The organism is Pseudomonas sp. RT6P73, from assembly GCF_054897715.1.
Window position 1 is genome coordinate 4,086,767 of record NZ_JBUBUV010000002.1, and the last position, 22,712, is coordinate 4,109,478.

At 59.5% G+C, this 22,712-nt stretch carries 19 protein-coding genes, 4 tRNA genes and 1 pseudogene; 8 read left to right on the forward strand and 16 right to left on the reverse strand.

The window, feature by feature from the left end; translation table 11 throughout:
* Positions 1-16 precede the first annotated feature (16 nt).
* The 4 genes from lpxK to ACYZT6_RS19160 form a co-directional block, all read right to left on the reverse strand.
* Complete coding sequence (lpxK, locus tag ACYZT6_RS19145; protein ID WP_462028221.1) at positions 17-1,027, reverse strand: tetraacyldisaccharide 4'-kinase; 1,011 nt, start codon at positions 1,025-1,027, stop codon at positions 17-19.
* Complete coding sequence (locus tag ACYZT6_RS19150) at positions 1,027-1,458, reverse strand: ExbD/TolR family protein (RefSeq protein WP_462028222.1); 432 nt, start codon at positions 1,456-1,458, stop codon at positions 1,027-1,029. The genes lpxK and ACYZT6_RS19150 overlap by 1 nt, the downstream gene beginning before the upstream one ends.
* Entirely contained in the window at positions 1,455-2,090 is a 636-nt protein-coding gene (locus ACYZT6_RS19155) for a MotA/TolQ/ExbB proton channel family protein (protein WP_162556235.1), read from the reverse strand. Before ACYZT6_RS19155 ends, ACYZT6_RS19150 begins: the two co-directional genes overlap by 4 nt.
* Before the next feature lie 98 nt (positions 2,091-2,188).
* Positions 2,189-4,423 (reverse strand): DNA internalization-related competence protein ComEC/Rec2, encoded by a 2,235-nt coding sequence (locus tag ACYZT6_RS19160; protein ID WP_462028223.1) that lies wholly within the window; start codon positions 4,421-4,423, stop codon positions 2,189-2,191.
* A 135-nt stretch (positions 4,424-4,558) separates the two neighbouring features.
* Here ACYZT6_RS19160 and ACYZT6_RS19165 point away from each other — a divergent pair, with 135 nt between their 5' ends.
* The gene (locus tag ACYZT6_RS19165; RefSeq protein ID WP_461975833.1) at positions 4,559-5,077 is read left to right on the forward strand and encodes a DUF2062 domain-containing protein; all 519 of its coding nucleotides are present in this window, start codon (positions 4,559-4,561) and stop codon (positions 5,075-5,077) included.
* Between the two features lie 164 nt (positions 5,078-5,241).
* Here the strand turns inward: ACYZT6_RS19165 and ACYZT6_RS19170 are convergent, their stop codons facing one another.
* The 4 genes from ACYZT6_RS19170 to ACYZT6_RS19185 all read right to left on the reverse strand — a co-directional run bounded on the left by ACYZT6_RS19170 (position 5,242) and on the right by ACYZT6_RS19185 (position 8,410).
* On the reverse strand, positions 5,242-6,021 hold the full coding sequence (locus ACYZT6_RS19170) for an ABC transporter permease (RefSeq protein WP_462028224.1): 780 nt from the start codon (positions 6,019-6,021) through the stop codon (positions 5,242-5,244).
* Positions 6,018-6,950, reverse strand: a complete 933-nt coding sequence (locus tag ACYZT6_RS19175) for an ABC transporter ATP-binding protein (protein ID WP_462028225.1) — start codon at positions 6,948-6,950, stop codon at positions 6,018-6,020. The genes ACYZT6_RS19170 and ACYZT6_RS19175 overlap by 4 nt, the downstream gene beginning before the upstream one ends.
* 133 nt (positions 6,951-7,083) lie before the next feature.
* Complete coding sequence (locus ACYZT6_RS19180) at positions 7,084-7,707, reverse strand: glutathione S-transferase family protein (RefSeq protein WP_462028226.1); 624 nt, start codon at positions 7,705-7,707, stop codon at positions 7,084-7,086.
* Positions 7,708-7,750: 43 nt separating this feature from the next.
* Positions 7,751-8,410: a transglutaminase-like domain-containing protein gene (locus ACYZT6_RS19185; protein ID WP_462028227.1), complete on the reverse strand. Its 660-nt coding sequence runs from the start codon at positions 8,408-8,410 to the stop codon at positions 7,751-7,753.
* Between the two features lie 248 nt (positions 8,411-8,658).
* On the opposite strand from ACYZT6_RS19185, the gene ACYZT6_RS19190 reads away from it, so the two are divergent.
* Positions 8,659-11,106, forward strand: coding sequence for an acyl-CoA dehydrogenase (locus ACYZT6_RS19190; RefSeq protein WP_462028228.1), 2,448 nt, complete (start codon positions 8,659-8,661; stop codon positions 11,104-11,106).
* Between the two features lie 65 nt (positions 11,107-11,171).
* Positions 11,172-11,579 (forward strand): PA2817 family protein, encoded by a 408-nt coding sequence (locus ACYZT6_RS19195; RefSeq protein ID WP_027924016.1) that lies wholly within the window; start codon positions 11,172-11,174, stop codon positions 11,577-11,579.
* A 159-nt stretch (positions 11,580-11,738) separates the two neighbouring features.
* Here ACYZT6_RS19195 and ACYZT6_RS19200 read toward each other — a convergent pair whose 3' ends face one another.
* Positions 11,739-12,737: a LysR family transcriptional regulator gene (locus ACYZT6_RS19200; protein WP_462028229.1), complete on the reverse strand. Its 999-nt coding sequence runs from the start codon at positions 12,735-12,737 to the stop codon at positions 11,739-11,741.
* 90 nt (positions 12,738-12,827) lie between these two features.
* On the opposite strand from ACYZT6_RS19200, the gene ACYZT6_RS19205 reads away from it, so the two are divergent.
* The 4 genes from ACYZT6_RS19205 to ACYZT6_RS19220 all read left to right on the forward strand — a co-directional run bounded on the left by ACYZT6_RS19205 (position 12,828) and on the right by ACYZT6_RS19220 (position 16,894).
* Entirely contained in the window at positions 12,828-13,454 is a 627-nt protein-coding gene (locus ACYZT6_RS19205; protein ID WP_462028230.1) for an alanyl-tRNA editing protein, read from the forward strand.
* A gap of 93 nt (positions 13,455-13,547) precedes the next feature.
* A complete protein-coding gene (locus tag ACYZT6_RS19210) occupies positions 13,548-14,318 on the forward strand; it encodes a 2OG-Fe(II) oxygenase (RefSeq protein ID WP_462028231.1) in 771 nt (256 codons plus the stop codon).
* A 1-nt stretch (position 14,319) separates the two neighbouring features.
* Positions 14,320-14,958, forward strand: coding sequence for a LysE family translocator (locus ACYZT6_RS19215; protein ID WP_462028232.1), 639 nt, complete (start codon positions 14,320-14,322; stop codon positions 14,956-14,958).
* Between the two features lie 196 nt (positions 14,959-15,154).
* A complete protein-coding gene (locus tag ACYZT6_RS19220) occupies positions 15,155-16,894 on the forward strand; it encodes a dipeptidase (RefSeq protein WP_462028233.1) in 1,740 nt (579 codons plus the stop codon).
* 149 nt (positions 16,895-17,043) lie between these two features.
* On the opposite strand, the gene ACYZT6_RS19225 is transcribed toward ACYZT6_RS19220, so the two are convergent.
* From ACYZT6_RS19225 to ACYZT6_RS19240, 4 genes are all read right to left on the reverse strand, one after another.
* Positions 17,044-17,119 (reverse strand) — tRNA-Gly (locus ACYZT6_RS19225).
* 3 nt (positions 17,120-17,122) lie between these two features.
* Positions 17,123-17,198, reverse strand: a tRNA-Glu gene (locus tag ACYZT6_RS19230).
* 105 nt (positions 17,199-17,303) lie between these two features.
* A tRNA-Gly gene (locus ACYZT6_RS19235) sits at positions 17,304-17,379 on the reverse strand.
* 3 nt (positions 17,380-17,382) lie between these two features.
* Positions 17,383-17,458, reverse strand: a tRNA-Glu gene (locus ACYZT6_RS19240).
* Positions 17,459-17,836: 378 nt separating this feature from the next.
* Here ACYZT6_RS19240 and ACYZT6_RS19245 point away from each other — a divergent pair.
* A complete protein-coding gene (locus ACYZT6_RS19245) occupies positions 17,837-18,607 on the forward strand; it encodes a hypothetical protein (RefSeq protein WP_462028234.1) in 771 nt (256 codons plus the stop codon).
* A 636-nt stretch (positions 18,608-19,243) separates the two neighbouring features.
* Here ACYZT6_RS19245 and ACYZT6_RS19250 read toward each other — a convergent pair.
* The 3 genes and pseudogenes from ACYZT6_RS19250 to ACYZT6_RS19260 form a co-directional block, all read right to left on the reverse strand.
* The gene (locus ACYZT6_RS19250; RefSeq protein WP_370655173.1) at positions 19,244-20,125 is read right to left on the reverse strand and encodes a methyl-accepting chemotaxis protein; all 882 of its coding nucleotides are present in this window, start codon (positions 20,123-20,125) and stop codon (positions 19,244-19,246) included.
* A pseudogene (locus tag ACYZT6_RS19255) lies at positions 20,105-21,208 on the reverse strand (HAMP domain-containing protein); the annotation flags it as partial. The pseudogene ACYZT6_RS19255 and the gene ACYZT6_RS19250, both read right to left, overlap by 21 nt.
* A 108-nt stretch (positions 21,209-21,316) precedes the next feature.
* Positions 21,317-22,708, reverse strand: a complete 1,392-nt coding sequence (locus tag ACYZT6_RS19260; protein WP_462028235.1) for an aminotransferase-like domain-containing protein — start codon at positions 22,706-22,708, stop codon at positions 21,317-21,319.
* Between the last annotated feature and the right edge of the window lie 4 nt (positions 22,709-22,712).

Genomic DNA, 22,712 nt, shown 5'->3' on the forward strand with positions numbered 1-22,712 from the left:
CTGGATAAAAACGGAGTTAAGGCAAAAGACGAGCCGGCAACAGGCGCATCAGCTGCGTATCGAACCAGGCCACGAAGGCCGGCGATGGCGCAGCATCGACCGCCAGGTACCACCAATCGGCGGCGGCGAAGGCACGGCACTTCACCGCGTCCTTTTCGGTCATCACCAACGGCAATGACGGTGTGAAATTCAAGGCCTGCACGCTGTACTCGGCGTGGTCGGCAAACGCATGCGGCACTGGTCGCCAGTGTAGCGTTTCGAGGGTCGTGAAGAAACGCTGCGGATTGCCGATCCCGGCCACGGCGTGCAGCGCCTGGCCTGCGGGGAAATGGTCGAGGGGACGACGTTCACCGCTTTTCAGGTTGACCAGTTCGGTGGGTCGAAGCTGGAAGGCAAAACCACCGTCGCGATCGGCATCGGCACCGTTGTACAGCACCGCGTCGACGCTTTGCAGACGCTCGGCCGGTTCACGCAACGGCCCGGCAGGCAGGCAACGTTTGTTGCCCAAGCCTCGGGCGGCGTCGATCAGCACCAGTTCCAGGTCTCGCGCCAGGCGGTAATGCTGCATGCCGTCATCGGACAGGATCAGGTCCAGCGGCTCACTCGCCAGCAACGCTTTGACGGCGCTGCTGCGATCCGGATCGATCATCAACGGCACGCCGGTGCGCTGGACGATCAACAGCGGTTCGTCGCCTGCTATGTCGGCGCTCTGATCGGCCTCGACGCGCCACGGCAATTGCGACGGCTTGGCGCCGTAACCCCGGCTGACCACGCCGACCCGCAAGCCGCTGCGCTGGCAATGCTGGATCATCCACAGAATCAGCGGTGTCTTGCCGGTGCCGCCGACGGTGATGTTACCGACCACGATCAGCGGCACGGGCGGCTGATAGATCTCGCCCTCGCCCGCCAGAAAACGCTTGCGCTTGTTCATGACCACACGCCGATACAGCCACTCCAGTGGCTGCAACAGTTTCAGGGCCGGATGACCTTGGTACCACGCGGCGAGCAAGCGATCGGACATGGCCATCAGGGCGCGGGCGGTGCCGCTTCGACCGTGGTCATGCGCAAGTGGCTGAAACCCAGCTTGCCGGCGGCGTCCATGGCGGTGACGACGGACTGATGCTGGGTCTTGCCGTCCGCGCTGATCGACAGCGGCAGGTTGGTGTCGCCGTTGGATTCTTTCTGCAACGCCTCCATCAGGCTGGTCAGGTCGTTCTTCGGCAACAATTGATTGTTCACCGAGAACGCGCCTTCGGCACTGATGGCCACGTCCAGATGCTTGACCTGCTGGTCTTCGGCAGGCGAACCGCTGACCGCTTCCGGCAGATCGACGCGCAACTGGGTTTCACGGGTAAATGTAGTGGTGACCACGAAAAACAGCAGCAGGATAAACACCACGTCGATCAGCGACGCGAGGTTGATGTCTACCGTTTCCCGCGGTTTGCGGCGGAATTTCACGCTTTGCCCTCGGCCAGGTCCACATCACGGTCGCCCTGCACCACTTCGACCAGTTTGATCGCTTCCTGCTCCATACCCACCACCAGCTCATCGATCCGGCGTTGCAGGAATCGGTGAAAGAACACTGCGGGGATACCGACCATCAGGCCGGCGGCCGTAGTGATCAGCGCCTTGGAGATACCGCCCGCCAGAACCGCGGCATTGGTGCCCATGCCCGTGCCCATGAACGCGCTGAAAATATCGATCATGCCCAGCACCGTGCCCAACAGGCCCAGCAATGGAGCCATCGCGGCGATGGTGCCCAGCGCATTGATGTAGCGTTCGAGCTCGTGAATCACCCGCGCGGCGGCTTCTTCGATGCACTCTTTCATGATCTCGCGACCATGCTTCGAGTTGGCCAGGCCCGCCGCCAGGATCTCGCCCAACGGTGAGTTGGCGCGCAGTTCCTTGAGTTTTTCTTTATTGAGCTGCTTGTCCTTGATCCACACCCAGACCTGCCCGAGCAAATGCTCCGGAGTCACACGGCTGGCTCGCAGGGTCCAGAGACGCTCGGCGACGATCGCCATGGCCGCGATGGAACTCAAAATGATCGGCAGCATCATCCAGCCGCCGGATTTGACCAATTCCCACACAGTGACAGCCCCCTCGAAAAAGTGCGCCACTCTAACATAGGGGCTGGATGCACCGAAGACCGTGATGTCGCATCCGGTCGGGGTTTCATAACTCGCGGTTATGGGTCGGGCGGTGGCGGATCGCGCCAGAAACGCCGTTCCAGACGCATCGTCCACGGCGGCTTGAAGCGTCCCAGTTGCAGACGAATGGCGCCGTGGGCGGCACTGTCGTAGATCGCCATGCCGCGCTTTTGGTAGCGCGCCATGACCGTGGGATGCGGGTGACCAAAGGAATTACCCTGGCCACGGGAAATCAGCACAGCCCTGGGTTGCAATGCAGTGAGCAGTGCCATTGAAGAAGAACTGCGGCTGCCGTGGTGCGGCGATTGCAGCCAATCGGTAGGCACGGCGAGAGGACTGTCGAGCAGCGCCCGTTCGGCAGTGGTGTCGATGTCGCCGGTCAACAGCAGTCGCTCGCCATTGGCTTCGACCTGCAAGACACAGGATTTTTGATTGCTGTCGTGGGCGGAAGTCCATTGCCAGAGCTGGAAGTTCACACCGTCCCAAGCCCAATGCTGACCGCTTTCACAGCCCTCAGCGCGCAATTCGGCTGGCAGCGCCTCGGGATCGCCGCTCAGGACCCGCGTCACCGGCAATCCGTTGGCAACCGCTCGTGCACCGCCGGCGTGATCGGCGTCAGCGTGGCTGATGAGCATCAAGTCGATCCCGGCCACGCCCAGTTTGCGCAATGACGGCAGCACCACCCGCTCGCCGAGGTCAAAATCACCGAAACGCGGGCCGGTGTCATACAACAACGTGTGATGGCGAGTACGCACGAGGATGGCCAGGCCCTGGCCGACATCCAGCTGCCAGACTTCGGCGATGCGGTCGGGAAGCAGTGGGCGCGGTGGAAAGGCCAGCAACAGCAGCAGCGGCCAACCTAACAGGCGCAATGGCACGCCTTTAGGTAGTAATAGAAGAAAGGCACCCAGCATGCCGAGCGCCCAAATCCACAGCGGCACCGCGACCGGCACCCACGCGGGCAATTGAACGGCCATCAATGCCAGCCCCTTGAACAACAGGTCGACCAGACCGCCCGCCAACCACAGCAATCCCTCGCCCACATAAGGGATGGGCAATAACAACGTCCCGAGCAAGGCTGGCGGCAAGACCACCAGACTGACCCAGGGCACCGCCAGCAAATTGACCACGGGCCCGCTGACGCTGATCGGCAACCCGAGTATCAACAGCAATGGGCATAAACCGATCGCGATCAGCCATTGCGCACGGGTCCAGGTTTGCCACCAGCGCCAAGGGCCCAGCCGTCCACCGAAGGTGAAAATCAACACCGCCACCGCTGCGAAGGACAACCAGAACCCCGGCTGCAGGCTCGCCAGCGGGTCGAGCAATAAAACGCCATTGAGCGCCAGCAACAGTGGCCACCAGGCACCGAGATGACGAAATCGCAGCCGCCACAACAGCACCAGGCCGATCATCACGCAGGCCCGCCGCACCGGCACCTCAAAACCGGCCAGCAGTCCGTAACCCAGCGCAGCAGCAAACGCCAGTCCGCAGGCCCATGGCAGCCAGGGCAAACGGCTTGGCCACAGACCATAGCGGGCCAGCCCGGCGATCAACAGATACATCAATCCCGCAAGCAGCCCGATGTGTTGCCCGGAAATCACCAGAAGATGCACGGTGCCGGTGTCTTGCAGCACCTGCCAATCCTCGCGACTCAGCCCGGTGCCGTCACCCAATACCAAGGCCGTCAGCGCTCCCGTCCGACCTTGAGCATCTACGGCCTGCAATCGTTGGCGAAGGCTGTCGCGCCAGGCCCATTGGGCGGCGGCAAGCCGCTGGCCATCCTTGACCGTCCCGGTAGCGCCGATGCGTTGAGCCAGCAGCCAAGCGTCGTAGTCGAAGGCATGCGGATTGAGCAGCCCGGCAGGACGCTTCAGTTTGACCGCCACTCGCCACCGTTCGCCGCTGTTGACGGGTGGTCCGTCATACCAGGCGAGCCGCAAATGCCGGGGCAGCCGGGTGCTTCGGGACTGACTGTCCGTCAGTTCAAAACGCACGACACCTTCGGCATTCTGCGGCAGCCCCGTCACTCGGCCTTCGACCCAGCGAGTCTCGCCATCGAGTTTCAGCGGCAGGCGATCATCCAGCGCCCACTGCGCACTCGCGCACGCCCAACTAAAGCCGAACAGGAAAAACGCCAACGGGTAAGTCCGAAACGGCAGCAGCATCAAACCCACAACCGGCAGCAACATCCACAACCAGACCGGCGGTAAAACCGGTAAAAAACGCAGGGCCAGCAGACCCAACGCCAGCGCCATCATCCCTGTGCGCATACGCCCGTCCTTGAGAGTCCCACCCTAGGCATAGCTGGCCGAACGCACGCGCACGGTTATTAATTGTCACAAAGTCTGAATGGGCGGTTCATAGAATCCAGACATACTTGCCGCCTTAACCGACCGAGAAGCCTTATGCCCCGGCGCTTATTCAAACGTTACATGCCAGATCCGACCAGCATCAGGGAACACAAATCCTTACGCTTTCTCGGCACCCTGCTGCATGACCCGAACCTCTGGCACCTCAACCGCCATTCCGTCGCACGGGCCATGGCGGTGGGTCTGTTCGCGGCATTCCTGCCCATTCCGTTACAGATGCTTGTCGCGGCCGTCCTTGCGATTGTGGTGCGCGGCAACATGCCCATTGCCGTCAGCCTGGTCTGGCTGACCAACCCGATCACAATGCCCGCCGTGTTCTTCTGCACTTATCAGACAGGGGCATGGTTGATGGATGTGCCGGCCAGGCATTTGCCGGACGAGTTGACCTGGGAATGGATCAGCGGCGAGCTGTCTACGTTGTGGCAGCCGTTTTTGTTGGGGTCAGTGGTGACTGGGCTGGTGCTGGGTGCCCTCGCCTATTGCCTGGTGATGATGTATTGGCGCTGGTGGGTGAGCCGGCAGTGGAAGCGGCGTAAGCAACGCCGGATGCAGTAAATGCAAAACGGCCTCCAATTGGAGGCCGTTTTTTTGTGGTGTCTGGGCTGACGCCTTCGCGGGCAAGCCACGCTCCTACAGGGTTGAGGTGTGCCAATGTTTGTTGATCGACATCGATCCTGTAGGAGCGAGGCTTGCCCGCGAAGCAGGCGACCCGGTCTTTCTCAGGTACGCATCCCGCGCCCACTGACCAGCAACCGTGCGCAGCCGATGTAAAGCACAACCGTCGCCACCAGCATGAAGGTAATCGCCACGCTGATCCTGATGTCCGATACGCCAAGAATGCCGTAACGGAACGCGTTGACCATGTGCAGTACCGGGTTCGCCAGGGACACGGTCTGCCAGAACGGCGGCAGCAAGCTGATCGAGTAGAACACCCCGCCCAGGTACGTCAGTGGTGTCAGCACGAAGGTCGGGATAATCGAGATGTCATCGAAGTTGCGTGCAAACACGGCATTGATGAAGCCCAGCAGCGAGAAAATCGTCGCCGTCAGCACCACCACCAGAATGGTCACGCCCAGGTGATGCACCTGCAAATCAGTGAAGAACAGCGACAGCAGCGTCACGATCACCCCGACCATCAAGCCGCGCAGCACGCCGCCCAAGGTGTAGCCGATCAGAATCGTGTGCGGCGAGACCGGCGAGACCATCAATTCCTCGATGGAGCGCTGGAACTTGCTGCCGAAGAAACTCGAGACCACGTTGCCGTAAGAGTTGGTGATCACCGACATCATGATCAGGCCCGGCACGATGTATTCCATGTAGGTGAAGCCACCCATGTCACCAATCTGCTTACCGATCAGGTTACCGAAGATCACGAAGTACAGAACCATGGTGATGGCCGGCGGCAGCAGCGTCTGCGGCCAGATCCGGGTAAAGCGCTTCACCTCGCGGTAAACGATGGTGTTGAGGGCAACGAGGTTGGGTTGCAGCTCGGAACTCATACCGCCACCTTCGACAGATTTTTCTCCACCAGGGACACGAACAACTCCTCGAGGCGATTGGTTTTGTTGCGCAGGCTCAGCACTTCGATGTTCTGCTGAGCCAACTGGGTGAACAGCGCGGTGATGCCCATGGCCTTGTCGACCTGGACTTCAATGGTGTGGCTGTCGAGCAGCTTGGTCGGGTAACCGAGCAACTGCGGCGCGACGCTCAGCGTGTTCTTGAGGTCGAGCAGGAAGGTTTCCACATGCAGCTGGCCGAGCAGCTGTTTCATGCTGGTGTTCTCGACAATGGTGCCGTGGTCGATGATGCCGATGTTGCGGCACAACTGCTCAGCCTCTTCCAGGTAGTGGGTGGTGAGGATGATGGTGATGCCTTTCTGGTTCAGCTCGGTGAGGAAGCTCCACATCGAGCGACGCAGCTCGATGTCCACACCCGCGGTCGGTTCATCGAGGATCAGCAGGCGCGGTTCGTGAACCAGTGCGCGGGCGATCATCAGGCGACGCTTCATGCCGCCGGACAGCGAACGGGAGGGCACATCGCGTTTGTCCCACAGCCCGAGCTGGGTCAGATACTGCTCGGCGCGCTCCTTGGCGATCTTCGGCGGGATGCCGTAGTAACCGGCCTGGGTCACGACGATGTCGAAAGTCTTTTCGAATTGGTTGAAGTTGAATTCCTGGGGCACCACGCCGATGGAGCGCTTGAGCTGCGCAGGATTCTTGTCCAGGTCGTGACCGAAGATATTCACGGTGCCGCTGGTCTTGTTCACCAGGGTCGAGAGAATGCCGATGGTCGTGGATTTGCCGGCACCGTTAGGGCCGAGCAAGGCGAAAAAGTCACCTTCGGCGACGTCCAGATCGATACCACTCAGGGCCTGGAAACCGTTGCCGTAGGTTTTGGTTAGCTGCCGGATGGACAGAGCGGAACTCATATCGGATTTACGCACCAAGAAGGGAAGAAAGGGATAACTCTGGGCGGGCGGCGAGCAACGCAACCGCGGCGCGTGAGCGCAATGGTGCTTGTCGCCGCCACACAAGTACAGTCAAGTGTGTCGATAGTGAGTATTAAGTCAACGCGGTCATAACGGCTTTTTTATACGCCGGGCGTTGTTTCAGCCGTGCATACCAGGCTTCGAGATTGGGCTGCGGTGCGCGCTCGATCGGCATCTCGAACCAGGCATAAATGAAACTGCCAAGGGGGATGTCGCCCATGCCGATTTCGTCGCCGGACAAATACGGCTTGGCCGCCAACGCCTGGTCGGCCATCGCCAGCATGTCATCGCATTCCTTGATCGCGGCCTTGATGGCGGGCCAGTCCTGCTTGTCTTCAGGGGTGCGCAACACACCCCAGAACACGGTGCGGAACGGGCCGGAAAAACTTGAGGTGGCCCAGTCCATCCACTTATCGGCAGTGGCGCGGGCCTTTGGATCCGCCGGATACCAGGCAGTGCCATCGGCGCGACTGGCCATCAGGTAACGCACGATGGCGTTGGATTCCCAGAGCACGAAGCCGTCGTCTTCGATCACCGGCACGCGGCCATTGGGATTCATCGCACGGTACTGCGGCGTATCGACTACACCAAAGGCGCCGCCCGCATCGATAGCTTCATAGGCCAGGCCCAGTTCCTCGGCGGCCCACAATGGCTTTCTGACATTCGACGAATTTTTCCGACCCCAGATCTTCAGCATGACCGCCTCTTTATGGATGAATGCGCAGGCAGCATACGCCGGATCAGGCGCGGCTCAAATCACTCTGCATATCACCCAGCAACGCCGGCAATGTATCGCTGAACAGGTGCGGATAGCACTTTTCCAGGTGCTCGAAAAAGAATTTTTCGGGCACGTCGGTGAACTGGCCGTGGTCGATCAGGTACTCCATCAACTGCTCGCCGTCGCGGTTGAAGGGATGAAAAACACTGTCGTTGATGCCGTCGAACTCCAGCGGCGCCACATTGAACAGTTCACAGAGTTTCTGATTGAAGGCCGGCGTCGCCTTGACCCAGCGACCGTTCAGATACAGCTCCGTATAGCCGTGCATGGCGAACACATCGCTCTTGAGCAATTCAAGCAAACGCGGGGTCGACAGGTGATTGCGCACGTCCGCCAGACCGATGCGGGCCGGGATCCCGCAATGTCGCGCGGCACCGGCCAACAGTGTGGCCTTGGGCACGCAATAACTCTCCCCGGTCGCCAGTGCATAACTGCCGCACAAGGTCTGCGGATCACGACTGAACGTGTAGGGGTTGTAGCGCACGGCTTCGCGCACTGCGTAATAGAGGTTGATCGCCTGCTCAAGCGGATCGCGACTGGCGCCACGATGTTTTTCGGCGAACTCCACCACCGAGGGGTGGTCACTATCGATGAAGCGGCCGGGACTCAGATACTCGTGCATGAGAACAATCTCCTGGGGAAGCCACGAGTCTAGCGACACCTTCAGCACAGAGATAACGACGTTTCGGCCAAACATGGGCGCATTGCCGCGTAGGAAACGAACGATTTCCCGGGCGTGTTGCCAACCCAACCTACAAAACCCATCGATGGTTTCCCACGAATTCAATCACCTCGCTCCGACCACCCTGTTTTGCGGATGCCGTCTAAGCTCTGAAGGTTGGTTTTGCCCTGGTTCACGGAGGATTAAATATGCTGCTGTTGTGGATACTGGTTCTGGTTGTCGGGATAGCTTATTTAGCCCACCGTCGCATCGCCCCCCTGCCCGCCCTGTGCATCGTCGCTGTCTATATTGTCGCGATGGGTGCCTTCAGCCGTGCGCCAGGCTGGCTGCTGCTGATTTTCTGGGTGTTGATCGCAGCCGTCGCGGCGCCGCTGTTGCTGCCCGACCTGCGTCGCAAATTCTTCAGTGCGCCGCTGTTCAGCTGGTTCCAGAAAACCCTGCCGCCGATGTCGCAAACCGAACGCGATGCGATCGACGCCGGGACCGTGTGGTGGGACGGCGAACTGTTCAGCGGTCGCCCGGACTGGAACAAGCTGCTTTCTTATCCAAAAGCGCAGTTGAGTGAAGAGGAACAAGCCTTTATCGACGGCCCGACCGAAGAACTCTGCGCCATGGTCACCGATTGGCAGATCGGGCAGGACATGGACTTGCCTCCCGAAGCCTGGACACACATCAAGGAAAACGGCTTCTTTGCGCTGATCATTCCCAAGGAGTTTGGCGGCAAGGGCTTCTCGGCCTATGCCCACTCCCAGGTGGCGATGAAACTGGCGACCCGCAGCGGCGACCTCGCTTCCACCGTGATGGTCCCTAACTCCCTTGGCCCCGCCGAACTGCTGCTGCATTACGGCACCGATGAACAACGCAATCATTACCTGCCACGGCTGGCCCGGGGTGACGACATCCCGTGCTTCGCACTGACCGGTCCCCTGGCCGGTTCTGATGCCGGCGCCATGCCCGACACCGGGATCATTTGCAAAGGTGAATGGGATGGCCAGGAAACTCTTGGCCTGCGCCTCAACTGGGAAAAGCGTTACATCACGCTGGGCCCGGTGGCCACCCTCCTAGGCCTGGCCTTCAAGGCCTATGACCCGGACCATTTGCTGGGTGACAAGGAAGACCTGGGCATCAGCCTGGCGCTGATCCCGACCGACACCGCCGGTGTTGAAATCGGCCGTCGTCACCTGCCGCTGGGTGCCGCCTTCATGAATGGCCCGAACTCCGGCAAGGACGTGTTCGTGCCGCTGGACTTCCTCATCGGCGGCCAGGAAATGCTCGGCAAAGGCTGGATGATGTTGATGAACTGCCTGTCGGTCGGGCGTTCGATCTCCCTGCCTGCGGTCGGCACCGGCGCAGCCAAATTCACCAGTCTGGTGACTGGCCAGTACGCGCAGGTTCGTGAGCAATTCAACGTGCCACTGTCGGCGTTCGAAGGTATTCAGGAAGCCATGGCGCGCATCGGCGGCAACGCCTGGATGATGGACGCCGCCCGAATGCTGACCGCCAACGCGGTGGACCTTGGCGAGAAGCCGTCGGTGTTGTCGGCGATTCTCAAGTACCACCTCACCGAGCGCGGCCGCGAGTGCATCAGCCACGCCATGGATGTTCATGGTGGCAAGGCGATCATCATGGGGCCGAACAATTACCTCGGCCGCAGCTGGAACGGCGCACCCATCTTCATCACCGTGGAAGGCGCGAACATTCTCTCGCGCAACCTGATGATCTTCGGCCAGGGCGCCATTCGCTGCCATCCGTTTGTGTTGAAAGAAATGGCCCTCGCCGGTCGTGAAGACAAGGATCAGGCACTCACCGAGTTCGATGGTCTGCTGCTCAAGCACATCGGTTTCGCCGTGAGCAACGCCGCCAGCACGCTGGTGCTGAACCTCGGCTTCGGGCACTTCGAACACGCGCCCGGGAACAAACTCAGTCAGGGTTATTTCCGCGCACTTAATCGTCAGGCCGCCGCGTTCGCCATGCTCGCCGACCTCAGCATGATGCTGCTGGGCGGTGAACTGAAACGTCGCGAACGTCTGTCGGCGCGTCTTGGGGATGTGCTCAGCAACATGTACCTCGCCTCCGCCGCGCTCAAGCGTTACCACGACCTCGATTCGCCGGAGCACATGGCGCCACTGTTTACCTGGGCCATGGAAGAAAGCCTTGGCCAGTCGGAACGTGCGCTGGATGAACTGCTGAGCAACTTCCCGAATAAGGTATTGGGCTGCCTGTTGAGGGTGATCGTGTTCCCGTTCGGCCGTCGTCACAAAGGGCCATCGGACAAACTCGGCGCCGAAGTCGCCGCTGTGATTGGCCGGGCCAAGGGCGATCCAACCCTCGAAGAATTGCTCGGCGGTTGCTACCGTCCGCAATCGGCGGACGACGCAGTGGGTGCACTGCAACATGCCTGCAACCTGTTGAACGCGGCGCAGCCGTTACAGAAAAAACTGCACTTGGCGCTGAAAAGCGGTCAAGTCAAACCAGCCGCCGGCGAACACGTCATCGATACCGCACTGGAGGCTGGGGTGTTGCAGCCGGTGGAAGCGCAGACCTTGCGTGAAGCAGAAACCGCGCGACGCAAGGTGATCGATGTCGATGATTTCGACAAAGATGAACTGGCGCTGGCCGACGGAAAGGTCCGCTGATCCTGTAAAAAGGGGCGCAGGAGCTTTATACTCCCGCGCCCGTTTTGCTCTTGAGGACTTATCTCGTGTCCAACGTCGTTGCCGATCATCTTGTCTTGCTCGACCACCTGCGCAGCATCCTGGTCGCCGTAGGTGAGGCCGAACAGGTTCCCGAAGAAAGCCATGCCTTGTTCCTGGAGCGCTTTGACGAACTGCGTGCCTTGTTGCCGGTCGACCCGATCGAAAGCCAATACCTGGGCCAGGACATTCTGTGCCAGGTGATCACCCGTTATCCGCAAATCGCCCACCTGGTCCCGCGCGACCTGTTGTGGTACTTCGCCGGTGACTGCCTGCACTACATGCCCGATGACGAAATCGACTTGTACCAGGCACTGGAAGAGCGTCGTTTCGAAGCCGAACAGAACGACGAACCGTTCGACTGGAATCAGGAAAAACAGCTGCTGGCGATGTCGAACGACGACAGCAAGCACTGATTTGCGATCAGAAATGCAAAAGGCCCGCATGGTTGTTCATGCGGGCCTTTTTGTTGCCGCGTGATGTAGCGCCTGCAAGGGCGCCTTCGCGGGCAAGCCTCGCTCCTACAGGGGATCGCGGACACCTGTAGGAGCGAGGCTTGCCCGCGAAGAGGCCCTTTAAAGCAACCCATCACTCTCAGGCAACTCATATTCCGTCGCGCCCGTGGCCAATGCACTTGGCTTCCCCGGCTTGCCCAACGTCGGCTCCTTCTCCAGGCACTCCACCAGATAATCAATAAACACCCGCAACTTCGGCGGTAAATAGCGCGTCGGCGAATGCAGCAACCAGGCGCCGCCATGGTAGGACGCTAGAAAGGTCCAGTCCGGCAGCACTTGCACGATCAGCCCCTGCTCCAACGCATAACGCGCAGTGAAGTACGGCAGACTGCCAATCCCGATATGCTGCAACACCGCCCCCAGTCGCACGCCCGTGTGATTCGCCGCATACCGCCCGCGTACACCGACCGTCACAGCCTTGGTGCCTTTCTTGAATTTCCAGCGTGCATCGCTCGGGGTTTCACCCAGGTAGATGCAGCTATGGTTGAGCAAGTCGTGTGGATGGGTCGGCGTGCCATGTTCGGCCAGGTACTGCGGTGTTGCGCAGAGCAAATGGTCGATGGTCAGCAACTGCCGCCCGACCAATCCGGCGGGTGGCCGATCGGTAATGCGAATAGCCAGATCAACGTTGTCGTCGATCAGATCCACCTGCCGATCCTCAAGTAACAACTCCACATCCACTTTGGGATAACGGCGCAGAAATTCCGGCATATGCGGGTGAATCACAAATCGGCCAACCGCCTTGGGCACGCTGACCCGCACCAGCCCTTCCGCTTCATGGGTGAACTGCCCGCTGATTTCCATCACGGACTTGGCGGCACTGACCATTTCCTGGCAACGATTGAAGACCTCTTCGCCACCGTCACTCAACCGCAGTTTGCGCGTGGTTCGCTGCAGCAGACGTGTGGCCAGCGCCTTTTCCAGACGCGAAATGCTGCGACTCACCGCCGAGGGCGAAGAACCCAATTGGCGAGCCGCTTCGGAAAAGCTGCCGGTCTCGACAACCTTGACGAAAATCGCCATTTCACCCAGCAGTGGCAGTGGAAGATTAATGCTCACAGCGCAACAGTCCTTTGATGTTTGAACGGATTATCACGCAATTCCACGCTTCATATAATAAAAAAAGAAACTTTAATGAGGACATGGAATATGACGCTTCGCCTCTTTTTCCATAGTGATGACCTCAAGGCCAACGTGGAAGTCCTGGATTGCACGCCCCAGGAGAACGAATTTGCAGTGGTGCTGCGCGCCACGTTGTTTCACCCCCAAGGCGGCGGTCAGCCTTGCGATACCGGTTGGATTGGTGAAAGCCAGGTCCTGCGCGTGGTGCAGGACCCGGACCGGATCATTCATTTCGTCGACCGCCCGGTGAAACCGGGCATGACCCAGATCCGGATTGACGAGCAACGCCGCCAGTTCAATTCGCGGATGCATTCGGCCGGTCACCTGATCGGCCACTTTGTCCAGGCGCTGGGCTGGATGCCGATCAAGGCTCATCACTGGCCGGGCGAAGGACGCGTGCAATTCAAACCCTTGGAGTCGGCAAAAGAGGTGGATGCCAAGATCCTTCAGCACGGCATCGAGCAATGGGTTGCCCATGATCTGCCACGCCTGACATCGATGCGCGAAGGCGCCCGGGAAATCGGTTTCGGTGAACTGCCCGCCTACGGCTGCGGCGGCACCCATGTACGTAGCCTGAAGGATTTGGGCACGGTCACGATCGCTTCCCTTTCACTGAAAAAGGGAACGCTGTCAGTCCACTACAGCGTGGATTGAGCATTTGGGCGATGGCGTAACCGTCATCGCCTGACGCCCGGGGGAGCCTGCGTTCGGGGGCTCTGATGACTATCTGATAGATGGACCTAAGACATGATGCTTGACGTCGAGCGTCTCGATGAGACGTGCATAAAAAAGCTGGCCAACGAAGAAGTCCTCGCCATCCGCGTCAAAGGCCTGTTGCCCCGACCGCTGGCGATTCAGATTGGCGACAAGATCCTCGCCCCGGGTTTCGAAGGCTATATTAATGCGCCGAGCATCGGTCGCATCGGCATGGCGTTTTATGAGGCGGAAAACCAGCCGCTACTGATCGAGGATTATTTCGAGCATGCCTCGCGCAACATCGCGGAGTTGCGCAAACGTTGCGCACCCTATTCGTCCCCGGTCGACACCCTGCGCTGCATGCTCGATGAGTCCTGGCCGGCGGGTGCGCATCTGGAAAATCTCTACGGTCGCAAAATGTATGTCGGCTTGTCCCGCGTGGTGAAACCAGGTGTGTGCTTCCTCGCCCATCACGACATTTTCGCCAAGGACGCCCCGGACAGTTACCAGGCCAGAAGTCTGGAAGCGCAGTTCGCCTGCAACGTTTATCTGAACATGCCGACCGAGGGCGGCGCGCTGCAGATGTGGGACCACGACATTTCCCCGGACCAATTCGACGAAATGCGCGGCGACAGCTACGGCATCGACCCGGCCCTGCTCGGCACTCCGACCCTGGAGATTCGTCCTGAGCCGGGTGACTTCATCATGTTCAATTCGCGCTGCATGCACTCGGTGACGCCGGGCGTGGCGGATCCGCGATTGAGCCTTTCGTTCTTTGTCGGTTATCGCGGCAATGCTTCACCCCTTACTTTTTGGAGTTGAGATGTTTTCGAATTACCTGGGCGAGTTCCTGGCGCTGGCGACCATTCACTTTCTGGCCGTAGTTGCACCCGGGCCGGACTTCGCGGTGACCATCCGTCAAAGTGTGCGCTTTGGCCGACTGGTCGGGATTTGCACGGCGCTGGGCATCGGTGCGGGAATTTCCGTGCACGTGCTTTACACCCTGCTCGGGGTGGGGGCGCTGATGCACACGACGCCTTGGTTGTTGACCGTGGCCAAGGTGGTGGGCGGCGCTTACATTTTGTATCTCGGAGTCAGCCTGTTGCGCAGTAAACCCAAGTCCGCAATTGAGGGTGACAAGGTCGCGGAGGAGCCGGTTGTCGAGCAAACGCTGTTGAAGGCGTTCACCACCGGTTTTCTGACCAACGCGACCAACCCCAAGGCGACGCTGTTTTTCCTGGCGATTTTCACCACGATCATCAGCGCCACGACACCGTTGAAAGTCCAGGCGCTGTATGGGGTGTGGATGTGTTTTGTGAACGCGCTGTGGTTCGTGATCGTCGCGCTGTTCTTTTCCAGCGCCCGGGTGCGATTGCTGTTCATGCGCATGGGGCATTGGTTCGAACGCACCATGGGGGTGATTCTGATCCTGTTCGCCGGGCGCCTGATTCTGTCGATGTAAAACCTGCGCCCAGGTAAAAGGCCCGCTCAGTCAGACTGACGGGCCTTTTTCGTTTCTGCGCCGCTTTTGCATTTCTGTGCGACAAATCCCCCTTCAGGACTCCCGTAACACTCCGTTACAGTGTTAGGTTGGAAACGTTTCTGTCTTATCGATCAGAAACTTCTCACAAACTGCCTGCAAAGGAATGCCCCCAGCAATGAATTTCTCACTCAAGCACCTGGCTGCGTCAACCTTGATTCTGGCCAGCCTTTCGTCGTTCACCCTGAGCGCACAAGCCAACATCACCCCGCAACAGAGCGCGGCGATCCTCAAGACCTTCAGCGACGCATCGGTCACGGATTTCAGGCAGTTCCTGGGAGGCTTGGCCAAGAGCGACCTTGGCAAAACCAATGATCTTGGCCCGGCCATCAGCGCCTTCCTCGACAACAAGACCCTTACTGCTGAACAACAGAACGAGATCCATCGCCTGCTTGGCCTTTACGCACGAGTGAAATACGGAAGCGCGGCCACCGAGACCCTGCGCGAGTTGGTGGCAATCCCAACCTTCCGCGTGGACGGCGTTGATCAGCACGACAATCCCGAATTCATCAAGATCGCCGACAAGATCAAGGGTTTGGCCCAGGCCTTCAACCTGAACTTCCGCAACATCGACAATCGCGTCTATGAAATCACCCTTGAAGGCAGCAGCGATGAAGTCGTGGGCATTCACGCGCACGCCGACGTCGTGCCCGTAACGCCGGAAAACTGGGTCCTGAAAGACGGCACCAAACTCGATCCGTTCAAGGTCACCCTGATCGGCGACCGCATGTATGGCCGAGGCACCGAGGATGACAAGAACGGCATCGTGGTCGCGCTCTATGCGATGAAGATCATCAAGGAAGAGAAGCTGCCGCTGGCCCGGAATTTCAAGCTGCTGGTCGACACCACCGAAGAAACCACCGGCGATGCCATTCCTTATTACTTCGAACACAACCCGACGCCCAACTACAACCTGGCACTGGATGGCGGCTACCCGGTGGTAATTGCCGAGAAAGGTTACGGCACTGTGATGGCGAATTTCCCTAAGCGTAAGGCCGAGGGCAAAGGCGCGGAAATCATCTCGATGACTGGCGGCCTGGCCACCAACCAGATTCCGTCGGCTTCCGTCGTCACATTGGTGACGGATAAGCCCGCCGAATTGGCCGCCAGTCTGCAAAAGGCCGGCGCTGATTATGCCAAACGCAACGGCGGCGACTTCGAAGTGAACGCCAAGGTCGACGGCAAAGACGTCAAACTCACCGTGACTGGCGTTTCCGCCCACTCCTCCGAACCCGAGTCCGGCGTCAACCCGGTGTCCAGAATGCTGGTCTTCATCAACAGCCTCGACAGCAAGGGCGCGCTCAAGCACAACCACATCACCGACGCTGCCCGCTACGCTGCGGACAACTGGGGGCTGGATTACCTGGGGAGCAAATTGGGAGTCGGTTTTTCCGATGACTTCATGGGGCCGCTGACCACTTCCCTGACCTATGTCGCCATGGATGACAAAGCTTTCAAGCTCGCGGTCAACCTGCGCGTGCCGAAGGGTAGATCTCCCGAAGTGCTCAAGGCACAAATCGCCGAAAAACTTGGCGCCTGGAGCAAGAAGACCCACGTTGCGGTGGCCTTCGACTACTCGATCGCCGAACCGATGTACCGCAACCCTGAGGGTGAATGGGTCAAGGCCCTGCTCGCCGTGGCCAGCGAAAACCTTGGCATGGACCACAAGTACGGCACCTCTGCCGGCGCCACGTCGGTCCATGAACTGCCCAACGGTGTGCAATTCGGCCTGGCCAGGCCCGAGGTGAAGTACACCGGCCACACCGACAACGAGTTCAAGACGGTGGACCAGTTCCTGCTGGACCTGCAGATCGTGACGGAAATGATGGGGCGAATCGGGCAATTGCCGAAGCTCTGATCGCTTTTTCGGGCCCGCTGTTGTGGCGGGTCCGACGCGTTGATCGCCTTGATTCCTACACAAACAAAAAAAGGACCTTCAGTTCCTTCTTTATGAATGACGCAAAAACAAAAACGCCGCTCATCACTGAGCGGCGTTTTCGTTAAATATGGAGCGGGAAACGAGACTCGAACTCGCGACCCCGACCTTGGCAAGGTCGTGCTCTACCAACTGAGCTATTCCCGCAAATGGCGTCCCCTAGGGGACTCGAACCCCTGTTACCGCCGTGAAAGGGCGGTGTCCTAGGCCACTAGACGAAGGGGACACGCTAACTGAAACACATGGTGTGTATTTCAGTGCCCAAATCCGCATCCGAAGATGTCGGCTCTGGCTTCACTCAGCGCCGCCCGAAAGCAACGCTGCTTAAAATTGGAGCGGGAAACGAGACTCGAACTCGCGACCCCGACCTTGGCAAGGTCGTGCTCTACCAACTGAGCTATTCCCGCTTATGGCGTCCCCTAGGGGACTCGAACCCCTGTTACCGCCGTGAAAGGGCGGTGTCCTAGGCCACTAGACGAAGGGGACACACGTACAACATTCACTCCCTACCGCGTTTCGCTGTGTGCTTTACGCTGTAAGTGGCGCGCATTCTATGGATGGATTGAGGGGTCGTCAACCCCCAGATATAAATTTATTTAAATCAATGACTTCGCCCCGCTTTCAGGCGCGATTCAGGCTTTAACGCCTCCTGACCTTTGGCGACTATATTCTGGCAACCACCAAGACGTTATAGTCCGCCGCTGTAGATGATGGCAATCTGAACCACGGTTGCCAGCATTTATATAAGTGGAACGACGGCCGATATAAAGATAGCCACAACCGATTCAACTCGTCGAGCGGCCCTATGCGCCCAAATGCCAAGCCACTACACTCGATCGCGAACCCTATAAAGAGGTCTTACCGGTGACACCACTCATGATCACCCTGCTAGTCGTAGCCGGGATCGCACTATTGATCGCCATTGGCTACATGAACCATGTGGTGGAAAACAACAAGCTGGAAAGGGCCCGTACCAAGGTTGAACTCAACGACCGCCTGCGTCGCTGCGGCGAAATCACCGAGACCTTCCCCGGTCAGTTGATGACACCGGCGCTCAAGCTGCTATTGACCCGTCTGGAGCTCAACGTCTGCCAGCGTTTGCTCAACCTGGAGAAAACCAGCTCCAACCTCAGGGCGCGGATTACCGAACTGGAAGCCCTGGCCGCCCAAGGCGAATCGATCCCGGTCAACAACCCGCCGGCACCGATCCAGACCGAAGCCAAGGCCAAGGACGTGCGTTTCCTGCTCGAAGCCCTGCACGGCCAAATCACCCGCGCCGCACAGGACGGCTTTTTGCCGACCAACGAAGCCAAGCGCTGGATCCGCGAAGTACGCCACATTCTGGTCCTGCTGCACATCGAGTTCTTCAACAACCTCGGTCAGCACTGCCTGCAACAGAACCAGCCAGGCCAGGCCCGCCTCGCCTTCGAACGCGGCGTGCAATACCTGCGCAAACAACAGGAACCCCAGGTCTACGCCGAACAGCTCGAATACCTCGAAAAACTGCTGGCTCGCGCCAACGCCATGGTGATGGACAACATCGCCGCGGTTGAAAGCGAAGCGAACCAACTGAACGTAGGCCTCAAAGACGTCGAGGCAGATGCGGACTGGAAGAAAAAAGTGATTTACGACTGATCGGAAGAATTAAAGAAGCCACCGCGAGGTGGCTTTTTTTTTGGGGTTGGGTTTGGTGGGTGAGTACTGCCGGGGAAGATTGGTTGGCTGTAAGGCCGCCATCGCTGGCAGGCCAGCTCCCACAGTGGAATTGGGTACATCAGCAAGATGCTGGTCGGCTGTCAGGCCGCCTTCGCGGGCAAGCCTCGCTCCTACAAAGCTCGACGTACACGCTTCGCTCCTCACCACTCATCAGGCCGAGCGTTAGCTCGCCTTCAGCTCTTGATTTTGATCTGCCCGCCCCTTTCGGGAGGCTGAGTGGAGGTGTTCATCCGGGGAGTGGCGCGCAGCGCCGTTCGACGCAGTCGAACACGCTGCATGTAGGTCGTCGCGAAGCAGACCGGAGGGCAGTGTCCCCGGATGAATACCGGAGCGAAGGAACGCCGAGCCTAGGCGAGGGGCCGGACGCTTGGGGCGAGCCTTTTTGGGTACTTTTTTGGCGTTTGAAAAAAGTGCCTCGCCGTAAGGGCGAAACCGCCAGCCGCCGTTACCGCAAAAATGGATATGTACACCTGAAAGAGACTGGTCGGCTATCAGGCCGCCTTCGCGAGCAAGCCCGCTCCCACAGTAGATCTGTGTACATATGCGGGAGAAAAATCAGAGCCGAAAGTGCCCGACCATCCCCTTCAACTCAACCCCCAACTGCGCCAGCTCAATACTCGACGCCGCATTCCCCCGCATCGCCAACGAAGACTGATCCGCACTCGCCCGAATACTTGTCACACTGCGATTAATCTCCTCGGCCACCGAACTCTGCTCCTCGGCGGCCGCCGCAATCTGCTGATTCATCTGCTGAATCAACGACACCGCCGCCGCAATACTCCCCAGCGCACTCTCAGTCTGCAACGCATCACTCACCGCCAGCTTCACCAGCTCACCACTGTTCTGAATCTGCTGCACCGACGACTGTGCCGCCGAACGCAAGGCACTCACCAGACGCTCAATCTCCTCGGTCGATTGCTGAGTCCGCTTGGCCAGCGCCCGAACCTCATCCGCCACTACCGCAAACCCCCTGCCCTGCTCGCCGGCCCGGGCCGCCTCGATCGCCGCATTGAGCGCCAACAGATTGGTTTGCTCGGCGACACTCTTGATCACACTGAGCACCGTGCCGATGTTCTGGATTTCCGCACTCAAGCTTTCGATACTCGAACTGGCCGACGTCGCCGAGTCCGCCAACTGCTCGATCCGTGCCATGCTCTGACGCACCACCTGCTGACCACTTTCAACCTTGCCGTCCGCCGTTTGCGCTGCCTGCGCGGCTTCCTCCGCGTTACGCGCAACGTCGTGCACCGTCGCCGTCATCTGATTCATCGCCGTGGCGACCTGCTCGGTTTCTTCCTTCTGGCTACTGACCTCCAGATTGGTCTGCTCGGTCACCGCCGACAGCGATTGCGCCGAACTCGCCAACTGCTCGATACCGGCCTGCAAACCACTGACGATGGTGCTCAGCCCCGCGCCCATCTGCTGCATGGCCTGCATCAACTGGCCGATCTCGTCACGGCGCGTTACTTCCACCGTGGCACTCAAATCACCTGCGGCGATCTGCTGCGCAACACGAATCACACTGCGCAGCGGCGCGACGATCAACCGGGTAATCACCCATGCCGCAATCAACCCGACCAGCAACGCCAGCGCCGAGGAGCCGATGATCAGCATCGAGTTCTTTTTCAACTCAGCCTGCATCGATTGGTCTTCAGCGACATAGGCCTGATCGACCCGTTCCACCACCTGTGCGGCACGCTGGTGCAGTTGCTCGTAGACGGTTTTTTCCTGAGCCAACAGACCGGTGTACTCGGTCAGTTTCTCGCTGAAACTGTTGATGTGCCCCGCCACCTCATTGAGGACAGTCTGATAGCCCTCATCCTTGACTGTGGTTTTCAACTGTTCGGCCTGAACCTGCGCCTGATCGGCCTGCTCGATCTTGCCCTGGCCTGCGCTGTCGTCGCCCTTGCGGCTCTGGTCCAGACGCACCCGCGCCTCGTTCATGGCCTGCAACATCAACCTCGACACCTGGCTGACCTGATTGGCCTGCTCGATGAACTGCCCACCGTCCTTACCCTCGGACTCCTTCAGGGTATAGGCGCCGTCATCGGCAAGCCCTGCTTGCAGGACATCAAGGTTGTTGGCCACGCTGGACACCGACCAACTGGCCATTTCGAGGGCTAGGTCCTTGGCCTGACTCAGCGAGACAAACTCGTCGAAAGCCTTGCGATAAGCCCCCAGGGACTGCTCGACGTCATTCATCACCGGCACGTTGGCCGCTGATGCAGCCTTGAGCTGCGTCGCCAGGGCGATCAGGCCATCAACGCCCTCGTGCAGGGCCTCGACGGTTTTCGGGTTGCCGTGCAAGGCGTATTCCTGCTCAAGCAGTCGCACCTTGAGCAAACCGCTGTTGAGCGACGACATCTGCTTGAGCCCGTCGAAGCGATGACTGATGGTTTGCAGGGACCAAACGCCGATGGCTGCCACCAGGGCCGTCAGCAGCAGCACCAATACAAACCCGACACCCATTTTTTTTGCCATACCGAGGTTGGCAAAACGTCCTTGCACGGCCGAAATCATTGCACATAGTCCCCTGACATAGTCTGTTGACGCAGATTCGCAACGGGCATACGCCAGCACAAGTCTCTGGCGTCGGAATAATGGCAAAAAGCTACGCCCGCGTCGTTTTCAGAACGCTTTAGGTCGATTCGCAGCGGTAGCCTGAAAAAATGCCCGGGCACGAGGATCGCAGGCATAAGCCACGTTGATGCGCTGCCAGTCACTAACCTGGCCGTCAGGACTGAATGCCGTGGCGGAAGACAGCAGCACACCGAAGCGCCGGGCCTGTTTGCGCACCTGAGCGTAGTCGGACATTCGCGACCGCGCCCAAATGAACAGGCCGCCGGCCGGCTTGCCGAAAACCTCCCACTCGGCGTCTTCGAGCACTTGCAGGGCCGCCTCTCTGTCCGTGTTCAAACGCTGGCGCTGACGCTGGACCAGTTTGCGGTACGCGCCGCTGGCCAACAGACACGTCAGCACCGATTCGCAGAACCGTGAGGCGCCCATGCTGCTGATCATCTTGACCTCGGCCAGTTGCGCAATTATCTCGTCACGGGCCACGACAAAGCCGACCCGCAATGAACTGCTGAGGGTTTTCGAGTAGCTGCCGACGTAGATCACGTTGTCATTGATGCCCAACGCCGCGAGGCGGGTGCCGGGGCCGCTGTGTAAATCCGCATAGACGTCATCTTCAATCACCAGCACGCCATGGGTTTTGGTCAGTTGCATAACCTGCTGCGCCACCACGGACGTCAGGCAACTGCCCGTAGGGTTGTGGTAGAAGCTATTGATGAACAGCGCTCGGGGCCTGTGCTTGAGCAACAGCGCTTCAAGCCGCGCCGTGTCGGGCCCACGCGGGGTACGCGGCACCTCGATCATCGTCACGCCGTGCAGCCTGAGCAGGTCGAACAGCAGTGGATAGCCCGGACTTTCCACCACCACGCAATCACCCGGCTTGAGCAAGGTGCGTACGATCAGGTCGAGCCCATGACTGGCACCGGCGGTGGTCAGGATCCGGTTTTCGTCCACCTCGATACTGAGCTGTTTAAGGCGTTTGAGGATCTGCACACGCAAGGCTGGCAGACCCCATGACGTGCTGTAGTTGAACAACCCGGCCATGTCGGTACGGCTGACCTGACGGATCGCGTAACTCAGGTCATCCGTCTCGCGCCAGCTTTCGGGCAACCCGCCACAGCCCAATAAAAGCTCGCCCGAGCGGCCGCCCTGCTGCACTTCCGCCCCTTCGAACCAAAGGCAATCCTGTTGCCCCTGAGCGGCAAGCGCCGGTGTGGCGACAATGAAACCGGCGCCATGCCGCGAAGCCAGTACGCCTTGAGTCACCAACCGCTCACAGGCTTCGACAACGCTGGACTGACTCAGTAGATTGACCCGCGCGATTTGTCGCGCAGAAGGTAAACGCGTCCCTGGCAGCACCTCACTCTGACGAAGCCAAACGGCCAGCGCGTCGACGATTTGCTGTACGACCGGCACCAATGCCTGTCGATCGATTCTCAATTCCATGAGC